The 16,464-nt window shown below is 70.1% G+C and carries 17 protein-coding genes and 1 pseudogene; all 18 read left to right on the top strand.

What is annotated here, in order from left to right:
• Window positions 1–204 (top strand): annotated as a pseudogene (locus ACTIFU_RS16515) (MBL fold metallo-hydrolase); the annotation flags it as partial.
• 10 nt (window positions 205–214) lie between these two features.
• Window positions 215–457, top strand: coding sequence for a DUF1467 family protein (locus tag ACTIFU_RS16510; RefSeq protein WP_439579418.1), 243 nt, complete (start codon window positions 215–217; stop codon window positions 455–457).
• Between the two features lie 295 nt (window positions 458–752).
• On the top strand, window positions 753–1,181 hold the full coding sequence (locus ACTIFU_RS16505; RefSeq protein WP_439579417.1) for a hypothetical protein: 429 nt from the start codon (window positions 753–755) through the stop codon (window positions 1,179–1,181).
• 71 nt (window positions 1,182–1,252) lie between these two features.
• Window positions 1,253–2,569, top strand: a complete 1,317-nt coding sequence (gene proS / locus ACTIFU_RS16500) for a proline--tRNA ligase (RefSeq protein WP_439579416.1) — start codon at window positions 1,253–1,255, stop codon at window positions 2,567–2,569.
• A gap of 14 nt (window positions 2,570–2,583) precedes the next feature.
• A complete protein-coding gene (locus ACTIFU_RS16495) occupies window positions 2,584–3,834 on the top strand; it encodes a lipoprotein-releasing ABC transporter permease subunit (RefSeq protein ID WP_439579415.1) in 1,251 nt (416 codons plus the stop codon).
• The gene (locus ACTIFU_RS16490) at window positions 3,827–4,513 is read left to right on the top strand and encodes an ABC transporter ATP-binding protein (protein ID WP_439579414.1); all 687 of its coding nucleotides are present in this window, start codon (window positions 3,827–3,829) and stop codon (window positions 4,511–4,513) included. The genes ACTIFU_RS16495 and ACTIFU_RS16490 overlap by 8 nt, the downstream gene beginning before the upstream one ends.
• Window positions 4,513–5,460, top strand: a complete 948-nt coding sequence (locus tag ACTIFU_RS16485; RefSeq protein ID WP_439579413.1) for a ketopantoate reductase family protein — start codon at window positions 4,513–4,515, stop codon at window positions 5,458–5,460. Before ACTIFU_RS16490 ends, ACTIFU_RS16485 begins: the two co-directional genes overlap by 1 nt.
• A gap of 111 nt (window positions 5,461–5,571) precedes the next feature.
• Window positions 5,572–6,906 carry a S8 family serine peptidase gene (locus ACTIFU_RS16480; RefSeq protein ID WP_439579412.1) on the top strand — a complete coding sequence of 445 codons (1,335 nt, stop codon included), beginning with the start codon at window positions 5,572–5,574 and terminating at the stop codon, window positions 6,904–6,906.
• Window positions 6,907–6,972: 66 nt separating this feature from the next.
• Window positions 6,973–7,212 (top strand): hypothetical protein, encoded by a 240-nt coding sequence (locus ACTIFU_RS16475; protein WP_439579411.1) that lies wholly within the window; start codon window positions 6,973–6,975, stop codon window positions 7,210–7,212.
• Window positions 7,213–7,443: 231 nt separating this feature from the next.
• On the top strand, window positions 7,444–8,253 hold the full coding sequence (gene rpsB, locus ACTIFU_RS16470; RefSeq protein WP_439579410.1) for a 30S ribosomal protein S2: 810 nt from the start codon (window positions 7,444–7,446) through the stop codon (window positions 8,251–8,253).
• 22 nt (window positions 8,254–8,275) lie between these two features.
• Window positions 8,276–9,178: a translation elongation factor Ts gene (gene tsf / locus ACTIFU_RS16465; protein WP_439579409.1), complete on the top strand. Its 903-nt coding sequence runs from the start codon at window positions 8,276–8,278 to the stop codon at window positions 9,176–9,178.
• A gap of 107 nt (window positions 9,179–9,285) precedes the next feature.
• Window positions 9,286–10,014, top strand: coding sequence for a UMP kinase (gene pyrH, locus ACTIFU_RS16460; RefSeq protein ID WP_439579419.1), 729 nt, complete (start codon window positions 9,286–9,288; stop codon window positions 10,012–10,014).
• A gap of 50 nt (window positions 10,015–10,064) precedes the next feature.
• Window positions 10,065–10,640 carry a ribosome recycling factor gene (gene frr, locus ACTIFU_RS16455; protein ID WP_439579408.1) on the top strand — a complete coding sequence of 192 codons (576 nt, stop codon included), beginning with the start codon at window positions 10,065–10,067 and terminating at the stop codon, window positions 10,638–10,640.
• An 18-nt stretch (window positions 10,641–10,658) separates the two neighbouring features.
• Window positions 10,659–11,408 (top strand): polyprenyl diphosphate synthase, encoded by a 750-nt coding sequence (gene uppS / locus ACTIFU_RS16450; protein WP_439579407.1) that lies wholly within the window; start codon window positions 10,659–10,661, stop codon window positions 11,406–11,408.
• Entirely contained in the window at window positions 11,389–12,273 is an 885-nt protein-coding gene (locus ACTIFU_RS16445) for a phosphatidate cytidylyltransferase (protein ID WP_439579406.1), read from the top strand. The genes uppS and ACTIFU_RS16445 overlap by 20 nt, the downstream gene beginning before the upstream one ends.
• 17 nt (window positions 12,274–12,290) lie before the next feature.
• Complete coding sequence (gene dxr / locus ACTIFU_RS16440) at window positions 12,291–13,445, top strand: 1-deoxy-D-xylulose-5-phosphate reductoisomerase (RefSeq protein WP_439579405.1); 1,155 nt, start codon at window positions 12,291–12,293, stop codon at window positions 13,443–13,445.
• Window positions 13,446–13,466: 21 nt separating this feature from the next.
• On the top strand, window positions 13,467–14,618 hold the full coding sequence (gene rseP / locus ACTIFU_RS16435; RefSeq protein WP_439579404.1) for an RIP metalloprotease RseP: 1,152 nt from the start codon (window positions 13,467–13,469) through the stop codon (window positions 14,616–14,618).
• Window positions 14,619–14,682: 64 nt separating this feature from the next.
• Window positions 14,683–16,464: outer membrane protein assembly factor BamA (gene bamA, locus ACTIFU_RS16430; protein WP_439579403.1), on the top strand; the 1,782-nt coding region annotated here is incomplete at its 3' end.

Below are 16,464 nucleotides of genomic sequence, written 5' to 3'. Positions count from 1 at the left end.
GTGTTCGATCAGGTGGTGAACGGCGCGGCGCACGGGATCGCGGACGACCTCATGGCGGCCGTCGCCGGGCTGCCCGCTCCGGTTCGCCGCGACGACGAGGCGGTGGCCGAGGCGGCGCGCGGGGCGCTGCGCGGTCTGCTGCGGCGAGCGCTGTGGCAGAAGCGGCCCGGCATCGAGGTGCATGTCATGCGGATCGGGCGGTGAAGCTGGGCCGATGACCTGGTTCACCGGAATCGTCGTCTATGCGCTCGTCTGGTGGACCGTGCTGTTCGCCGTGCTGCCGTTCTGGACCCGGCCGGTGACCGACCCGGAGGAAAAGACGCATTTCCGCGGCGCGCCTGAACGGCCGCTGCTGCTGCGCAAGGTGCTGGTGACCACGCTGGTCTCGGGCATCGTCTGGCTTGGCATCTGGGCCCTGGTCGAATCGGACTGGGTCAGCTTCCGCGCGGGTTCTTGACAGGAATCAAGGTTGTGCCCAGGAGGCGACCAGATTGTGGGCAAGGCATGAGCGGTCAGCTCAATTCTAAAGCAGCTCTGGCCTGATCTGACGAAAAAAGCGTCGTAGCCGCCGAGTTTGCTGTTGCCGCACCGGTGCGACGCGCGCAAACATCAACGGCAGGAAGAGGGCTGTTCCTCTTCCTGCCGTGTGACTGGCGTTTCCTCCCTAAACTTGGGCCGTGCGCTGCGAGGCGTGCGGCCCTTTTCTTGTTAGCGGAACGTAAACCGTGCGTCCATAGGCTTACGAACGAATTTTGTCGCTGCGCCGCAGCAAAGCGAAAGAAGATACCGTGCGCCATGCCCTGATCGCAGTGATCTTGCTGGCGGTTGCTTCCGGCGCCCTGCCTGTGGCCGCGCAAACGATCGCCGAGCGTGACTGTCGCCGTCTCGAGCGGCACGTGCCTGCCGCGGACGTGGCCTACCGACCCGGCGTGGACGTCCGCGGCCGGCGGGTTGCGCCTGCCGATCTCGCGCCCTCGGCCGCGATCGTACCTGAGCGCCTTGCGATCTATCTGGGTGTCGATCTCCGCCGGAGGCTCGGCCTGCCCCCCGGAATAATCGCCGATCTGCCGCTCGGCATCATCGAGGTCGACAGCGGCATCGTGCTCTTCAACGGCCAGCCGCTCGCGCCGGATGCAGCGGCCGGCCTCGCCGCCGCCTGTGCCGAGGCCCGCCGGCGCTGAGCCCGCGTGACGGAACGCCGCCACGTCGCTAGTGTGCGCGGCTCCTCCGCCATCCGGGATGCCGCGACGCGATGCGCCTTTCTCGCTACTTCCTGCCTACGCTCAAGGAGACGCCGGCCGAGGCGCAGATCGTCTCGCACCGGCTGATGCTGCGCGCGGGACTGATCCGCCAGCAGGCTGCCGGGATCTATTCCTGGCTGCCGCTCGGCCATCGGGTGCTCACCAACATCGCGCGCATCGTGCGCGAGGAGCAGGACGCGGCCGGCTGCCACGAGCTCCTGATGCCGACGATCCAGCCCGCGGAGCTCTGGAAGGAGAGCGGGCGCTACGAGGATTACGGCAAGGAGATGCTGCGCATCCGCGACCGCCACGAGCGCGAACTGCTCTACGGTCCGACCAACGAGGAGATGGTCAGCGACATCTTCCGCACCTACGTGAAGTCGTACCGGAACCTGCCGCTGATGCTCTACCATATTCAGTGGAAGTTCCGTGACGAGGTGCGCCCGCGCTTCGGCGTGATGCGCGGACGCGAGTTCCTGATGAAGGACAGCTACTCCTTCGACCTCGACCAGGCAGGCGCGCGGCAGAGCTACAACCGGATGTTCGTCGCGTATCTGCGCACCTTCGCGCGCATGGGCCTTAAGGCGATCCCGATGCGCGCGGACACCGGACCGATCGGCGGCGATCTCAGCCATGAGTTTGTCATCCTCGCCGACACGGGCGAAAGCCAGGTCTTCGTCCACCGCGACCTCGTCGAGCGGGACATCCTGGGCGAGGCGGTGGATTACGGGTCCGATCTCCAGCCGCTCGTCGACTCCTGGACCTCTCTCTACGCCGCGACCGACGAGAAGCACGATCCGATCGCGTTCGGCGCGCTCGCCGACGGGCAGCGCGTGGAGGCACGCGGCATCGAGGTCGGCCACATCTTTTATTTCGGCACCAAGTACTCGAAGCCGATGGGCGTGACGGTGCAGGGACCCGACGGCAAGCCAGTGCACCCGGAGATGGGCAGCTACGGCATCGGCGTCTCGCGGCTGGTCGGCGCGATCATCGAGGCGAGCCATGACGAGACCGGTATCATCTGGCCCGAGAGCGTGGCGCCGTTCCGCGTCGCGCTGATCAATCTCAAGCCGGGCGACGCGGCAACCGACGCGCTCTGCGACGAGATCCATGCCGCGCTGCGCAACACCGCCACCGAGGTGCTGTACGACGACCGTGAGGAGCGGGCCGGGGTGAAGTTCGCCGACATGGACCTGATCGGGCTCCCTTGGCAGGTGATCGTCGGTCCACGCGGCGCGGCTGCCGGACGCGCCGAACTCAAGCGCCGCAAGGGGGGCGAGCGGCACGAGCTCGACCGCGACGCGGTGCTGGAACGCCTGCTCGGCTGAGACGCTAGCGCGCCATGTTCGGCCCCTTCGAGCGAATGGTCGCGTTCCGCTATCTGCGCGCGCGCAAGGCGGAAGGCTTCGTCAGCGTGATCGCGGCATTCTCGCTTGCGGGCATCGCGCTCGGCGTCGCCACGCTGATCATCGTGATGAGCGTGATGAACGGATTCCGGCAGGAACTGCTCGGCAAGATCCTCGGGCTGAACGGGCATCTCGGCGTCTATGGCGCCGCGGGTCCGCTCGCCGAGTTCGACGCGGCCGCAGAACGGGTGCGGCGCATCCCGGGTGTGGTGCAGGCGATCCCGATCGTCGAGGGCCAGGTGCTCGGCACCGGCGAACGGGGCGGCGCTTCGGGCGTGCTCGCGCGGGGGATGCGGGCCGAGGACCTGCGCGCGCGACCGATCCTCGCAGACAACATCGTTGCTGGGTCGCTCGACCGCTTCGAGGGCAACGATGCGATCCTGATCGGCACGCGGCTCGCCTCACGGCTCGGCCTTCGTGTGGATGAGCGGATCAGCCTCGTTTCGCCGCAGGGCCAGGTGACGGCGTTCGGCACCGTGCCGCGCGTGGTCGCCTACCGGATCGTCGGCCTGTTCGAGGTCGGCATGTACGAGTACGACTCCTCCTACGTGTTCCTGCCCTTCGAGGCGGCGCAGGCCTATTTCCGCCAGGAGGGTGCGGCGACCCAGGTGGAGGTGTTCGTCGAGGATCCCGCACGGATCCGTCAGGTCGCGTTCGCCATCCGCGATGCCCTGCGCGAGCAACCCGTGCGCATCCTCGACTGGCAGCAGGCGAACTCCTCGTTCTTCCAAGCCGTGCAGGTGGAACGGAATGTGATGTTCCTGATCCTGACGCTGATCATCCTGGTGGCCGCGTTCAACATCATCTCCTCGCTGGTGATGCTGGTGAAGGACAAGGGCCGCGACATCGCGATCCTGCGCACCATGGGGGCCACCAAGGGTGCGGTGATGCGCATCTTCCTGATGTGCGGTGCCTCGATCGGCGTGCTCGGCACCGTGATCGGCGTGGTGCTCGGCCTCGCATTCTCGCTCAATATCGAGACGATCCGGCAATGGCTCCAGGGGCTCACCGGCCAGGAGCTGTTCCAGGCCGAGATCTACTTCCTCTCGCGCCTGCCGGCGGTGGTCGATCCCGACGAGGTGCTGCAGGTCACGCTGATGGCGCTGGGGCTGTCGCTCGCCGCCACGCTCTATCCGGCGTTCCGCGCCGCGCGGCTCGATCCGGTGGAGGCGCTCCGGTATGAGTGAGCCGGTGCTGCGGCTCGCCGGCGTGACGCGCACGTTCCGCACCGGCGACGGTCTGCTCGAGGTGCTGCGCAGGGTCGATCTCGCGGTCGCGCCGGGCGAGATCGTGGCGCTGGTCGCCCCGTCGGGGGCGGGCAAATCGACGCTGCTGCACATCGCGGGGCTGCTCGAACATGCCGATGCGGGACTGATCGAGGTGGGCGGGAAGGAGGCCTCCGCGCTCGGCGACACCGCGCGGACCGAGCTTCGCCGCTCGACGATCGGCTTCGTCTACCAGTTCCATCACCTGCTGCCTGAGTTCACCGCGCGCGAGAACGTGGCGATGCCGCAGGTCATCGCCGGCGTGTCGAAGCGTGAGGCGGGGCAGCGCGCCGAGACGCTGCTCGGCACGCTCGGGCTGTCGGCGCGGCTCAACCATCGTCCGGCGCGGCTCTCGGGCGGCGAGCAGCAGCGCGTGGCGATCGCGCGCGCGCTCGCCAATGCGCCGAGGCTGCTGCTGGCCGACGAGCCGACCGGGAACCTCGACATGGCGACGGCGGATGTGGTGTTCGGCGAGCTTCTATCGCTCGTGCGCGACCGCCGGGTCGCGGCACTGATCGCGACCCACAATCCTGATCTTGCAGCGCGGATGGACCGGACACTGACGCTGCGCGACGGGCACGTGGTCGAAGGAAGGGCATGATGCGCATCCTGGTGCTTGGTGCCGGCGCGGTCGGCGGGTATTTCGGCGGCCGGCTTGTCCAGACCGGCTCGGCCGAGGTCGCGTTCCTGGTGCGTCCCGGCCGCAAGGCGCAACTCGACGGCGGCGGGCTGGTGATCGAGAGCCCGTCGGCGGGCGACGCCAGGATCGCCGTCACCGCGCTCACCGCCGAGGCCCTGCCCGGCGCGGGCGCGTGGGATGTGGTGCTCCTGACCGCCAAGGCGTACGACCTCGACGCCGCGATCGCGGCGATCCGCCCGGCCGTCGGCAAAACCACTGCCGTGCTGCCGCTGCTGAACGGCCTTTCGCACATCGACACGCTGACCGCCGCGTTCGGGGCAGCCCGCGTGCTCGGAGGGCTCGCCAAGATCCAGGCGACGCTGACGCAGGAGGGCGTGGTGCGTCATCTCGCGCCGGTGCAGATGCTGGAGTTCGGCGAGCTCGATGGCACGATGTCCGAGCGGGTAGGGGCGCTCAAGCGCGCCTTCGACGCCACTCCGATCCGGGCGGATGCCGTGGCCGACATCACGGGGCGGATGTGGGAGAAGCTGGTGCTGATCGGCACGCTCGTGATCGCGACCGTGCTGATGCGCGCCAATCTCGGCGAGATCGCCGCTGCCGGCGGACAGGGCTGGATCGATCGCGTGCTGGAGCGGAACGTTGCAATCGCCGCAGCGCATGGCCATCCGGTGCGCCCGCAGGCGCTGGAGCGCGAGCTTCTGCCGATGTTCCGCAGCGCGAGCCCGGCGGCGGCCTCGATGCTGCGCGACCTGGAGGCGGGCGGACGCATCGAGTCGGATCACATCCTCGGCTTCCTGCTCGATGCCGCCCGCCGTGCCGGTGTCGATGATGCTCTGCACGAGACGGCGCATCTGCACGCGAAATCCTACGAGGCCCGGCGCGCGGCAGGACGCCTTCCACGCGGCTAGATCGTTCCGAGGCGTCTCATTTCACTTGCGTCGACACACGCGCAGGTCTAATGTATCGATGGCGTAGCGAACTGTGCTGCGCCGGAACGAAATGGAACAGGAGAGACGGCCATGGCAATCCGGCGAGGCAGGCGGCCGCAGACACGGCGCGGGGCCGCGACCACCCCAACCGGCGACACTCCCTCCAGCGCCGCTGTCTCGGCATCGGCGGAGCAGTTGCTGCTGGCCGCGCTCGAACGCGGCGGCGATACTCTCGAGACCGGGCGCTACCTGGTGACCTATCGCGAGGGCATGGCGGAAGAGGGCGCGAAGGCGCTCAAGGCACAGGACTTCCGCATGGCAGATGCGCGCGACTTCGCCGGACAGGCTGTCGCACTCGAGGATGCCGGCGATGCCGAGGCGCTGAACTTCCCCGAGATCGGTGTCGCCGTGGTCACCGCCGCGGCCCTCCAGGCCCATGGCATGAGCACCTTCGAGGCGGCGGCGTCGGACAGCCCGATCGAGGTGATCGAGCCCGAGTACTTCGTGTTCGCCGAGGGCTCGGACTACATGCGCGGGTTCCTCGCCGCAGCCAACACGATCGCGCGCGACCTCAAGGGCGCGCCGGTCCCCGGCGAGGACGAGGAGGAGATCGAGCCCGAGGTGCTGGGCGCAACCTGGGGGCTGATCCGCTGCCGTGTGCCGCCGAGCACGCGCAGCGGCGTGGGCATCAGGGTCGCGGTGCTCGACACCGGAATGGATCTCGGCCACCCGGACTTCGCCGGAAGGCCCATGACGACGCAGACCTTCGTCGGCCAGCCGGTGCAGGACCTGCACGGGCATGGCACGCACTGCATCGGCACCGCCTGCGGACCGAAGTCGCCACCCGGTGCGACGCCACGCTACGGCGTCGCCTATGCCTCGCGGATCTTCGTCGGCAAGGTGCTGACGAACTCCGGCGGCGGCACCGGCGCAGGCGTGCTCGCCGGGATGAACTGGGCGATCGCCAATCGCTGCGCGGTGATCTCGATGTCGCTCGGCAGCCAGAGCCCGGTCCAAGCCGCCTATACCGCGGCCGGACAGGCCGCGCTCTCGGCCGGCTGCCTGATCATCGCCGCCGCCGGCAACGCCGCCTCGCAGACCGGCGCGCCGGCCAACTCGCCGACCATCATGTCGGTCGCATCGCTCGATCCGACCCTGGTCCCGTCGTCCTTCTCGAACTTCGGCAAGATCGAGATCGCCGCGCCGGGCCGCGACGTGTTCTCGTCCTGGCCGCGGCCGACGCGCTACCGCACGATCAGCGGCACCTCGATGGCGTGCCCGCACGTGGCCGGCTGCGCCGCGCTGTGGGCACAGACCAGCGCCTCGATGCGCGGCGCGACCCTGTGGCGGAAGCTGCAGGCGACCGCCCGGCGCCTGCCGTTCCCGGGCTCCCGGGTCGGTGCTGGCCTTGTCCAGGCGCCATAGCTAGAGTTCCGACCCGTTCCCGGCGGCGAGATCGCCTTGCGGTCGGGAACGGGAAGGGGCCCGACCATGGCCAAGCGCAAGACCTGGATCGTGACGCTCAGCGGCGAGCGCAAGCCCGCCGAGGTGCGGAGCGAGCTCGCGGCCGCCGGTTTCGCGGTCCGCGACGTGCTGGACGCGATCGGCGTGATCACCGGCGAGGCGGACGCCGCTTCGGTCGCCCGGGCCCGCAAGATCAAGGGGATCGCCGACATCGCTGCGGATACCCAGGTCGGCATCGGCCCGCCGGAGTCCGACAAGACCTGGTAGTGCCGTCGTCGCGCGGCACCCCTGCGACGTGCGGCCCTTGCCCTCAACGTTCCTGCCCTGTATCACCCGGCTCTGCCGTGCGCGGGGGACTCCCGCGCCGGCCAATTCGCACGCGGTGCAGCCTTCCCGGGGGATGCCCGGGGTCCGGTGCGGGCTCACGCCAAGGATGGCGGTGGCCCGCGCGGCGCCGCGGAGGATCGAACCGGACGCGTGAAGGAGAAGGACGGCCCCATGGCCCTGCCCGTGTTCACCCTGCGCCAGCTTCTGGAAGCCGGCGTCCATTTCGGCCACCACACCCGGCGCTGGAACCCGAAGATGGCCCCGTACCTCTTCGGGGTGCGCAACCAGGTCCATATCGTCGACCTTCAGCAGACGGTGCCGCTGCTGAGCCGTGCCATGCAGGCGGTACGCGACGTCGTCGCGGGCGGCGGGCGTGTGTTGTTCGTCGGCACCAAGCGCTCGGCGGCCGACTACGTGGCCGAAGCGGCGAAGCGCTGCGGCCAGTACTATGTGAACCACCGCTGGCTCGGCGGGATGCTGACCAACTGGAAGACGATCCAGAATTCGATCCGCCGGCTGCGCACGATCGAGGAGCAGCTCGGCGCCGAGACCACGGGGCTCACCAAGAAGGAGCAGCTGATGCTGACGCGCGAGCGCGACAAGCTCGAGCGCGCCCTCGGCGGCATCAAGGAGATGGGCGGCCTGCCGGACATCCTGTTCATCATCGACACGAACAAGGAGAAGATTGCGGTCCAGGAGGCGCGCAAGCTGAACATCCCGGTGGTGGCAGTGCTCGACAGCAACTCCGACCCCGAGGGTGTGACCCACCCGATTCCCGGCAACGACGACGCGATCCGGGCGATCGCGCTGTACTGCGACCTGATCGCGGGCTCGGTGCTCGATGGCATCTCGGCCGAGATGGCGGCTTCGGGCCTGGATCTCGGCGCGGCCGAGGAGGTGCCGATGGATGAGCTGCCTCCGGCCGAGGAGGCGGCACCCGAGGGCGCCTCATCCGAGGAGTCTGCCGAGGCGCGGGCCTGACAGAGCACGAGAGGACGGATCGATGGCGGAGATTACCGCAGCACTGGTCAAGGAACTGCGCGAGAAGACCGGCGCGGGCATGATGGACTGCAAGCGGGCGCTGTCGGAGACCGGTGGCGACCTGGAGGCGGCGATCGACTGGCTGCGCACGAAGGGTCTGTCGGCGGCGGCGAAGAAGGCCGGCCGCACGGCCGCCGAGGGGCTGGTCGGCGTCAGGGCCGAAGGCAGCCGCGCGGCGATCGTCGAGGTGAACGCCGAGACCGACTTCGTCGCCCGCAACGAGACCTTCCAGGACTTCGTCGCCACCAGCGCGACGCTCGCGCTGGAGACCGGCGGCGATGTCGAGGCGCTGAAGGGCAAGGCGTTCCCGGGCACCGGCAGGACGGTCGCGGAGGAGCTGACGCATCTGATCGCGACCATCGGCGAGAACATGGCGATCCGGCGCACCGCGATGCTGGCGGTGCCGAATGGCGTGGTCGCCACCTATGTGCACTCCGCGCTCAAGCCCGAGCTTGGGCGGATCGGCGTGCTGGTCGCCTTGGTCGGCGAGCCGGGCGAGGCGCTCGCAACGCTGGGGCGGCAGATCGGCATGCATGTCGCTGCCGCCCGGCCGGAGTTCCTCGACATCGGCTCGGTCGATCCGGCGGCGCTTGCGCGCGAGAAGGCCGTGCTCGCCGAGCAGGCGCGCGCCTCCGGCAAGCCCGAGAACATCATCGAGAAGATGGTCGAGGGACGGGTGCGCAAATACTACGAGGAGGTCGTGCTGCTCGAGCAGGTCTGGGTGCATGACGGCGAGAGCCGTGTGAAGGATGTGGTGAAGAAGGCGGGCGCGCAGCTCGCCGGCTTCGTCCGCTTCCAGCTCGGCGAAGGAATTGAGAAGGAGACCTCGGACTTCGCGGCCGAGGTCGCGGCGGCGGCGCGCTGAGGGTCGTGACGATGCCGGCAGCGGGGATGCCCGAGACGGCGATCCACCCTACACTGGTGGTCGCGCCCGAGTCCGGCCCCGCTCTGCTGCAGAAGGACGCCCGCTTCATGGAGGATGCGCCCCGCTACCGACGCGTGCTCCTGAAGGTGTCGGGCGAGGCGCTGATGGGCAAGCGCGAGTACGGCATCTGCACCGAGACCGTGGGTCGGATCGCCGAGGACGTCCGCGCGGTGATCGCGCTGGGGGTCGAGGTCTGCCTGGTGATCGGCGGCGGCAACATCTTCCGCGGCATCTCGGGCGCGGCGGCCGGGATGGAGCGGGCCTCGGCCGACTACATGGGCATGCTGGCGACCGTGCTGAACGCACTTGCGCTGCAGAATGCGCTCGAGAAGCTCGACGTGCACACCCGCGTGCAATCTGCCATCCCCATGAGCTCGGTCTGCGAGCCCTATATCCGCCGTCGCGCGATCCGCCACATGGAGAAAGGCCGGGTGGTGATCTTCGCCGCCGGCACCGGCAATCCGTTCTTCACCACCGACACCGCCGCCGCACTCCGCGCGGTCGAGATGGGCTGCGACGCGCTGCTGAAGGGCACGCAGGTGGACGGGGTCTACTCGGCCGACCCGCGCAAGGACCCCGGCGCGCAACGCTACGAGCGGCTGACCTACCTCGATGTGCTCGCGCGCGATCTCGGCGTGATGGACGCCTCGGCGATCAGCCTCGCGCGCGAGAATGGCCTGCCGATCGTCGTGTTCTCGATCCAGGAGCACGGCGCCTTCGCCAACGTGATGCGCGGCCGCGGCACCTTCACCGTCGTCACCGACGAGCCGGCCTGAGCGGAGCGAGGCCGGCGTGGCACAGTGCTGACCGACGAGGGGAGACGCGAATGGCCAAGGCCCCGCCAACGCTCGAGCAGATCACCGGCGATCTGAGCCGGCGCATGGATGGCGCGCTCGACACGCTGAGGAAGGAGTTCGCTGGGCTGCGCACCGGCCGGGCGAGCCCCGCGCTGCTCGATCCGATCAAGGTCGAGATCTACGGCACCGAGATGCCAATCACCCAGGTCGGCACGATCGGCGTTCCGGAGCCGCGCATGCTGACGGTACAGGTCTGGGACCGTACGGCGGTGTCCTCGGTCGAGAAGGCGATCCGCGATGCCGGGCTCGGCCTGAACCCGGCGAGCGACGGGCAGACCGTGCGCGTGCCCCTGCCGCCGCTGACGACCGAGCGGCGGATCGAGCTCGCCAAGCTGGCCGGCAAATACGCCGAGGCCGCGCGCGTCGCGATCCGCGCGGTGCGCCGCGACGGCATGGAGACGTTGAAGAGGCTCGAGAAGGACCACGAGATCGGCCAGGACGTGCACCGCGACTGGGCCGAGGAGGTGCAGAAGCTGACCGACGCGTATATCCGCAAGGTGGACGAGGCGCTCGCCGCCAAGGACGCCGACATCAAGCAGCCCTGACCGTCCGCCCCCCGCCCCATGAACGCCCCCCTTCCGATCGCCTCCGCTGCCGCGCTGGCCGCACCGCCGCTCGCGCGGCACGTGGCGATCATCATGGACGGCAACCGCCGCTGGGCGGCCCGGCGCGGCATGCCCGCGCTCGCCGGTCACCGCGAGGGGGCCGAGGCCGCGCGGCGCGCGGTCGATGCGGCGCTCGCGCACGGCGTGCCGTGGCTGACGCTCTATGCCTTCTCGTCGGAGAACTGGCGCCGTCCGGCAGAGGAGGTCGGCGGGCTGATGGGGCTGTTGCAGCAGGGGATCGAGCGGCACTGGACCGAGATGATCCGGCGCGGCGTGCGGCTGCGCATGATCGGCGACCGCGACCGGCTCGATACCGGCATGCGCGAGGCGATCGAGCGGGCTGAGCGGACCTCGATCGCCAATACCCGCCTCAACCTGGTGATCGCGCTGTCCTATGGCGGGCGGTCGGAGATCGCGGGCGCCGCGCGCCGGCTCGCCCGCGCCGTCGCCGAGGGCCGCGTGTCGGCCGAGGCAGTCGATGAGCTGAGCTTCGCCCGCTTTCTCGAGACCGACGGCATGCCCGATCCGGACCTCGTCATACGCACCTCGGGTGAGCAGCGGATCTCGAACTTCCTGCTCTGGCAGGCGGCCTATGCCGAGCTCGTCTTCCTCGACGTGCTCTGGCCCGATTTCGGCCCGCAGCACTTCGCCCAGGCGCTCTCTGCCTTCGCCGGCCGGGAGCGACGCTATGGCGCCCGCCCGGGCTGAGCCCGCCGCCTCCCTCCGCATGACGGCAGGCGCGGCCGGACGTTGGAGCGACCTCTCCAGGCGTGCCGTCTCGGCCCTGGTGCTGGGACCGATCGCGCTCGGCGCGATCTGGTTCGGCGCGGAGTGGTTCATGGTATTCGTCGCCGCCGGCACCGCTGTGCTCGCCTGGGAATGGGTGCATCTCTGCGGCGCCCGGCTGCGCGCCTTTCCGGGCCTGGCCGTGCCGCTGGCGCTGCTCGCCGCCGGGCTTGCGTCGGTGGCGGGAGCCTGGATCCTCGCCCTCGGCCTGCTTGGTGCGGGCGCCGCAGTCGCCTGGGCGATCGCGCGCCAGCCCGCGCTGCTGCCGGGCGAGCGACGCCCGGCCGCCTGGCTCGCCGCCGGCGTGGTATATATCGGGCTCGCGGGCGTGGGGCTGATCTGGCTCCGCGACGCCGGGGATGCTGGTCGGGCCAATGTGCTGTTCGTCGTGCTGGTGGTCTGGGCGTCCGATATCGGCGCCTATGTTGCGGGAAGGATGATCGGCGGGCCGCGCCTCGCGCCTGCGGTCAGCCCGAACAAGACGTGGTCGGGCGGCGCGGGCGGGCTTGTGGCCGCGATCGCGGCGGGGATCGGCGTGGCGGCCGTGCTGACGCCGGGCGTGGCCCCTGCCTCGGTGATGCTGGTCGCGGCCGCGATCGGCTTGACGGCACAGTGCGGCGACCTGCTGGAGAGCTTCATCAAGCGCCGCTTCGCGGTGAAGGACACGTCGCGGCTGATCCCTGGCCATGGCGGGCTACTCGACCGCGCAGATGGGCTGATCGCCGCCGTGCCGGTTGCGGCCGCGCTGTCGCTGGCGCTGGGACAAGGGACCGTGCTGTGGGGCTGAATGGCAGGCCCCGCCGCGTGACCGTGCTCGGGGCCACCGGTTCGGTCGGGCGCGCCACGCTCGAATTGATCGCCGAGGCCCCGCCCGGAAGCTTCGAGGTGGTCGCCCTGGTCGCGAACGGGAACGCAACCGCACTCGCGGCGGCGGCGCGTTGGGTGCGTGCGCGGCGTGCGGTGGTCGCCGACGCGTCGGCCCTGCCGACTCTCCAGGCCGCGCTGGCGGGCACCGGGATCGCGGTCGACGGCGGTCCGGCTGCGGTGATCGCGGCGGCCTCGATCCCGGTCGACTGGACCATGGCGGCGATCGTCGGCGCGGCCGGCCTGCCCGCCACCATGGCCGCAGCCGCCGGGGGCGGGATCGTCTCGATCGCCAACAAGGAGTGCCTGGTCTGCGCCGGGAGGATGCTGCACGCGGTGGCCGAGGCCGCAGGCACGACATTGCTGCCGGCCGATTCCGAGCACAACGCGATCTTCCAGGCGCTCGACGGCACGGCTCCCGACAGCATCGAGCGGATCGTGCTGACCGCCTCGGGCGGCCCGTTCCGCGACTGGCCGCGCGAGCGGATGCGCGCGATCCGGCCCGAGGACGCCCTCAACCACCCGGTCTGGCGCATGGGCGCGAAGGTCACGATCGACAGCGCGACCATGATGAACAAGGGCCTGGAGGTGATCGAGGCAGCCTGCCTGTTCCCGGTCCCCGCCGACCGCATCGAGGTGCTGGTTCATCCCGAAGCCGCGATCCACGGGATCGTGCAGTACATCGACGGCTCGATGCTGGCACAGATGGGTCCGCCCGACATGCGCGTCCCGATCGCCCACACGCTCGCCTGGCCCCGTCGGATGACCACCGCGACGCGCCGGCTTGATCTCGCCTCGCTCGGCAGGATTACCTTTGAACTGCCTGACTACCAACGATTCCCCGCATTGACGATTGCCCGTGAGGCGCTCGCCGCCGGGGGCGCGGCGCCGACCATCCTGAACGCAGCCAACGAGGTCGCGGTGCGGCTGTTCCTCGAGGGCCGGATCGGCTTCCTCGGCATCGCCGCCCTGGTCGCCGCCGCGCTCGACCGACTCGGCACCCCCGCCGCCCCTGACCTCGACGCGGTGCTGGAGGCGGATGCGACCGCGCGGCGCACCGCGCTCGATCTCGCCGCCGGCCCCGCCTTCGCCTGAATCACGGAGTACCCCAAGCTCATGGACGTCCTCGGCGGCACACTCGGCACGGTCCTGCCGTTCATCCTTGTCCTCGGCGTGCTGATCTTCTTCCACGAGCTCGGCCACTATCTCGCCGCGCGCTCGGTCGGCGTGCACGTGGACGTGTTCTCGATCGGCTTCGGGCGCGAGATCCTGGGCTGGACTGCGAAGGGAGGCACGCGCTGGAAGGTGGGTTGGATCCCGCTCGGCGGCTACGTGAAGCTGCACGGCCACGAGAGCCCGGACGACAGGGCGCAGGTGGCCGCCGAGGCGGTGGCGAAGGGCGAGCCCCCGCCGGTCTGGCGCGAAGGCCAGACCTTCGGCGAGAAGAGCGTGGGCGCCCGGGCCTGGGTGGTCGCGGCCGGGCCGCTCGCCAACTTCCTGCTCGCCGCCGTGCTGCTCGCGGGCATGTTCATGACGGCGGGACGGCCGGACACCGCGCCCGTCGTGACCGGGGTGCAGGCCGAGAGCGCGGCCGAGCGGGCCGGGCTCGTGCCGGGCGATCGGATCGTCGCGATCGACGGGCGCGCGACCCAGCGCTTCGAGGATGTCCAGGCGACGGTGCGGCTCCGTCCCGGCCAGACCATGACGCTCACGGTCGAGCGGGACGCGGCCCGGGTGACGCTGCTTGCCACCCCGGACCTGCGCGAGCTGTCGGACCGGTTTGGCAATGTCCAGCGGATCGGCATGCTCGGGGTGGCCGGCGGCGTGCCCGAGTACCGCCAGCTCGATCCGCTCGCGGCACTCTCCGCGGGCGCGCTGGAGACCGTCCGCATCACCGAGCAGACGCTGGTCGCGCTGTGGCAGATGATCGCGGGGACGCGCGGCACCGACGAGATCGGCGGGCCGATCCGGATCGCGCAGCTCTCGGGTCAGGTGGCCGAGGGCGGCCTCATTCCGCTGATCGGGCTGATGGCGCTGCTGTCGGTCAACCTCGCGTTGATCAACCTGTTCCCGATCCCGATCCTGGATGGCGGGCACCTCGTGATGTACGCCTACGAGGCGGTGCGCGGCCGGCCCCTGCCACCGCGGGCGCAGGAATATGCGTTCCGCGGCGGGCTCGCGATCCTGCTCGCGTTCTTCGTGCTCGCGACCTGGAACGATCTGACCCATCTGAGGGTGGTGGACTGGGTCTCGCGCCTGCTTGGGTGACACGACCCCCGCTCGCCGATATGGTGCCGGCTCCTTGTCATCCGTCGCGCGTTTGGGACCGCCAGTGCCGCTGCTTCGACTGATCCTGCTTGCGGGCGTGCTTGCCCTTGCCGCCATCGCGACGCCCGAGGCGCAGCCGCGCCAGCCGGGTGTGGCCGGTGCCGGTGCCGGCGTGATCCAGGCGGTGCGGGTCGAGGGCGCGCAGCGGATCGAGGAATCGACCATCCGCAGCTACATGCTCGCCCAGCCGGGCGATCCGTTCGAGGCTGACCGGCTCGACCGCACGCTGCGCACGCTGTTCGCGACCGGGCTGTTCCGCGACGTCTCGGTGCGCCGCGACGGCGACACGCTGGTGGTGACGGTGGTGGAGAACCCGATCGTCAACCGCATCGCCTTCGAGGGCAACCGCGCGCTCGGCGACTCGACGCTGCGGCCGGAGCTCCAGCTCCGCCCGCGCGCGGTGTTCACGCGCGCGGCCGCCCAGGCCGACCGCCAGCGCCTGCTCGACGTCTATGCCCGGCGCGGCCGGTTCGGCGCGCGGATCGAGCCCAAGATCATCGAGCTCGAGCAGAACCGCGTCGACGTGGTGTTCGAGATCGCCGAGGGCGAGAGCACGCTGATCCGCCGCATCAACTTCGTCGGCAACCAAGCCTTCTCGACCGGCGCGCTTCAGGAGGTGGTGGCCTCGCGCGAGACCGCCTGGTGGCGCTTCCTCTCGACCTCGGACCAGTACGATCCCGAGCGGCTCTCGTTCGACCGCGAGCTGCTGCGCCGGTTCTACCTCAAGAACGGCTATGCCGATTTCCGCGTGGCCTCGGCCGTGGCGGAGCTCGCCCCGGACCGCGCCAGCTTCTTCGTGACGTTCACCGTCGACGAGGGCGAGCGCTACCGCTTCGGCGAGGTCGATGTGGTCTCGCAGATCCGCAATCTCGAGGCCGCGCAGCTCCGCGACGTGGTGACGGCGCGTTCTGGCGCCTGGTACGCCGCCGATCGTGTCGAGGCGAGCATGGAGGCGCTGAGCCAGGCGGCGCAGAACGCCGGCTACGCCTTCGCCGAGGTGCGGCCCCGGCTGACGCGCAACGCCGAGGCGCGCACGATCGACATCGTGTTCGAGATCGTCGAGGGGCCGCGCGTGTTCGTCGAGCGGATCGACATCGTCGGCAATGTGCGCACCAAGGACCAGGTGATCCGCCGCGAGTTCCGCCTCGCCGAGGGCGACGCGTTCAACGCCGCCCGGATCGCCCGTTCGCGCCAGCGGATCATCGACCTGAACTATTTCGGCAAGGTCGATGTGACGAGCAATCCGGGCAGCGCGCCGGACCGCGCCGTGGTGCAGGTGGAGGTCGAGGAGAAGGCGACCGGCGAACTGACGGTCGGCGGTGGGTTCTCGACGGACGCCGGGCTGCTCGGCACGGTCGGCCTGCGCGAGCGGAATCTCGTCGGCACCGGGCTGGACGGGCAGTTCCTCGTCACGATCGCGCAACGGCGCAGCCAGCTCGATCTTTCGCTGACCGATCCCTACTTCCTCGACCGCAACCTCGTCGCCGGTGCGGATGTGTTCTACATCATCCGCAACAACCGCGACATCGCGAGCTTCGACGAGAAGCGCGTCGGCTTCGCGCTGCGCATCGGCTACGACTTCAACGAGCATCTGCGCCAGTCCTGGAGCTACTCGCTCGTGCAGCGCAAGATCGAGAACATCGAGCCCGGCGCCTCGCTGTTCGTGCGCGACCAGGAAGGCACGACCACGCTCTCGCAGGTCAGCCAGGTACTCACCTACGACCGGCGCAACAGCCGGATCGACGCGACCGACGGCTATGTCGTCCGGATCGGCACGGACGTCTCG

Source organism: Elioraea sp. (assembly GCF_051860475.1).
Lineage (GTDB): Bacteria > Pseudomonadota > Alphaproteobacteria > Acetobacterales > Acetobacteraceae > Elioraea.
This window is presented reverse-complemented; position numbering and strand designations above follow the sequence as displayed.

Coding starts and splice junctions, on each gene's coding strand:
- ACTIFU_RS16510 (WP_439579418.1), top strand. CDS start 215: ATGACCTGGTTCACCGGAATCGTCGTCTATGCGCTCGTCTGGTGGACC.
- proS (WP_439579416.1), top strand. CDS start 1,253: ATGCGCCTTTCTCGCTACTTCCTGCCTACGCTCAAGGAGACGCCGGCC.
- ACTIFU_RS16495 (WP_439579415.1), top strand. CDS start 2,584: ATGTTCGGCCCCTTCGAGCGAATGGTCGCGTTCCGCTATCTGCGCGCG.
- ACTIFU_RS16490 (WP_439579414.1), top strand. CDS start 3,827: ATGAGTGAGCCGGTGCTGCGGCTCGCCGGCGTGACGCGCACGTTCCGC.
- ACTIFU_RS16485 (WP_439579413.1), top strand. CDS start 4,513: ATGCGCATCCTGGTGCTTGGTGCCGGCGCGGTCGGCGGGTATTTCGGC.
- ACTIFU_RS16480 (WP_439579412.1), top strand. CDS start 5,572: ATGGCAATCCGGCGAGGCAGGCGGCCGCAGACACGGCGCGGGGCCGCG.
- ACTIFU_RS16475 (WP_439579411.1), top strand. CDS start 6,973: ATGGCCAAGCGCAAGACCTGGATCGTGACGCTCAGCGGCGAGCGCAAG.
- rpsB (WP_439579410.1), top strand. CDS start 7,444: ATGGCCCTGCCCGTGTTCACCCTGCGCCAGCTTCTGGAAGCCGGCGTC.
- tsf (WP_439579409.1), top strand. CDS start 8,276: ATGGCGGAGATTACCGCAGCACTGGTCAAGGAACTGCGCGAGAAGACC.
- pyrH (WP_439579419.1), top strand. CDS start 9,286: ATGGAGGATGCGCCCCGCTACCGACGCGTGCTCCTGAAGGTGTCGGGC.
- frr (WP_439579408.1), top strand. CDS start 10,065: ATGGCCAAGGCCCCGCCAACGCTCGAGCAGATCACCGGCGATCTGAGC.
- uppS (WP_439579407.1), top strand. CDS start 10,659: ATGAACGCCCCCCTTCCGATCGCCTCCGCTGCCGCGCTGGCCGCACCG.
- ACTIFU_RS16445 (WP_439579406.1), top strand. CDS start 11,389: ATGGCGCCCGCCCGGGCTGAGCCCGCCGCCTCCCTCCGCATGACGGCA.
- rseP (WP_439579404.1), top strand. CDS start 13,467: ATGGACGTCCTCGGCGGCACACTCGGCACGGTCCTGCCGTTCATCCTT.